This window comes from Lutibacter sp. (assembly GCF_041596795.1).
GTDB lineage: Bacteria > Bacteroidota > Bacteroidia > Flavobacteriales > Flavobacteriaceae > Lutibacter.
Genome location: NZ_JBFHHX010000250.1, coordinates 1 through 2,528 on the forward strand (window position 1 = coordinate 1; position 2,528 = coordinate 2,528).

Genomic DNA, 2,528 nt, shown 5'->3' on the forward strand with positions numbered 1-2,528 from the left:
AATTCTGCAGGAAATCGATTGTAATTCCATAATTGAAATAAAGCTATGTACAAACTGATATGCGTTGGATTTAAGCGATTGTCTTTGGAAAATTGAATATAGACTCCGTTGAGGTGTTTGATGTAGTTCATAGTCCTTAATTAATGGTTATAGTAGTCTGATTGAGTTTTGATTATTAATCAAAATCAATAGTATACTTACGTTATATTTAATTGAAATCCCTTGAATTAGAATTAAAGCAAGGGATGTAGGAATAAATTAATTTGAAGTATTCACCATATTTTCTTCTAACACTTTCATTATTTGTTCATAGTCGTAATAAATTACACCACCAATTTTTGTGTAAGGTAGCGTTCCGTTTATTCTAAGGTTTTGCAAGGTTCCAGAAGAAAGCCCTAAAAGCTTTTTTACTTCAGGTGATTTTAACCATTTTTTTTCAGGAGCTTTTGATTTTTTACAAATCAATTCTTTAATGTCACTTAACAAATCGACTTTAAATTCATTTAAGTCTTCTGGTGTAATAATTTTCGATGCCATTTTTTAAAATTTTTAAATTATACTTAAAAAAGTAGGTTTTTACTTATTTTTGTTAGGCAAATATGAAAAGTATAATTCATTAAAAATCACAAGTTGTTATTGATTTTTTAAACATTTTAGATACTACAATTTATTATAGTTTAATAAATGTGTTAAAAAATTACATTTAATTAAACAACAAATAATATCAAATAATATTTTTTTAACTTTTTTTACCCAACTTGGGTGTTTATTTGTCAGATTTTTCTATGCGACGCAATAAGTTACTTTTTAGGGTATCGATAAACTTAGTATTGTTTAATTTTCTTGCTTTAATTTCCAAAAATGCTCTGTAATAATCGCCCAGATCAATATTAAAAAGTAGCTCCATACCTTTGGCAATTTCTTTAATATCTACATTTCCATTATTAATTACCCCTAAACCATCAAGCGCATACGTTAATTCTATCAAGCTAATTTTTCGCCCTGTCCAGGTTAAACCTGAATTTAAGCTTAATGAAATCCCATTATTTGATGAAAGTTTATCAATTTCAAAATGGAAATATTGAATTAACATTTCATAAGCTATAAATTTTGAATAGGTAGAATCTAGACTTGTTGAAAAAAATTCATCGATAAAGGAGCCTGAGCAGTCGAATTGAGTCCGAATATTTTTATTATTTCTTAAAAAATACTGTTCATCAGAGTAGGTTTCTCCTCCTTTAAAGTATAAATAGAACAAATGATTCTCATTAAAGTATTCTTGGCATTTTGAAATTTGATTTTCAAAATATTTCTTTTGTGTTTTTGCACTTCCCTTTGGACGCTTACTTTCAATTTGAAATAGTTTACCGTAGTAAATTAATTTTGAAACTACTTTTGGTTTGATGTTTTTAAAAAAATCAATTTCATCTTCCTCCGAATTGAATCCATTTGAAATAATAAGGTTTCTAAATTCGCTTAAACTATTACGAATTAAATGAACGCATTCTTCTGATGTAGTAACAATTTCATAGTTTTTGGATTGAATATTTTTTAAATCTTTTTCTAAAGTAGCTATAACAATAGCATATTTTTTCTTCACAATTATTGCAATTAATTAAGTTTTTAAAATCCTTTTTTTTAATAAAAAGCCTTAAAGTTAACTAAAAACTTAATTATTCAACCAAATTATATTGTTTTAACCACTCTTTTTGTTAATTAAATTGATTTTTTATTTTTTTCTGAAGAATCTGATATGTTCTTTTTACCAATATTGAGTTTTTCTTTTAAAACATTCATATCATCACTTACTTTTCTGTCAATTATTTTAGCATAATGCTGCGTTGTTTTTAAGGATTTATGCCCTAACATTTTACTCACAGATTCAATAGGCACTCCATTTGTTAAAGTAATTGTAGTCGCAAACGTATGACGTGCTAAATGGAAGGTTAAGTTTTTTGTGATTCCACATAAATCTGAAATTTCTTTTAGGTAAGCATTCATTTTTTGATTGCTTAATACCGGAAGAAGTTTATCACTATTAACTATATTTTTATGAGTTTGATATTTTTCAATAATGGCTAATGATGTAGGTAGCAATGGTATATTACTTATGGTATCTGTTTTTTTCCTTTTTGTATTAATCCATTTATTGCCATCAATACCAATTACAATATTTTCCTTTTTCAATTTTTGAACATCAGCATAAGCTAATCCAGTAAAACAACTAAATATAAATAAATCGCGCACTTGTTCTAATCTAGGAATATCAAATTGCTTATTTATCAAGTCTTCAATTTCCAACTCTGATAAAAACTGTCTGTCAACTGTTTTTAAACGTGCTTTCCAATTGAAAAATGGATCCTTTGTTATCCAACCATTAGCATAGGCAATTCTTATAACTTTTTTAAAATTAGTGATGTATTTTATAGCTGTATTATGTGCACAATTTCTTTCTGTCTTTAAATAATATTCAAAACCTGTAATAAATTTATGGTCCACTTCTGTAACCGCAATATCATTTACCTTGT

General features: G+C 26.5%; 3 protein-coding genes. All 3 read right to left on the minus strand.

From position 1 onward, the window contains the following. Positions 1-258: 258 nt before the first annotated feature. Positions 259-537, minus strand: coding sequence for a helix-turn-helix domain-containing protein (locus tag ABY298_RS15950; RefSeq protein WP_090224152.1), 279 nt, complete (start codon positions 535-537; stop codon positions 259-261). A 229-nt stretch (positions 538-766) separates the two neighbouring features. Continuing rightward, the gene (locus tag ABY298_RS15955) at positions 767-1,600 is read right to left on the minus strand and encodes an RteC domain-containing protein (protein WP_372747034.1); all 834 of its coding nucleotides are present in this window, start codon (positions 1,598-1,600) and stop codon (positions 767-769) included. 116 nt (positions 1,601-1,716) lie between these two features. Further along, a partial coding sequence (locus tag ABY298_RS15960; RefSeq protein WP_372747035.1) for a site-specific integrase occupies positions 1,717-2,528 on the minus strand: 812 nt, incomplete at its 5' end.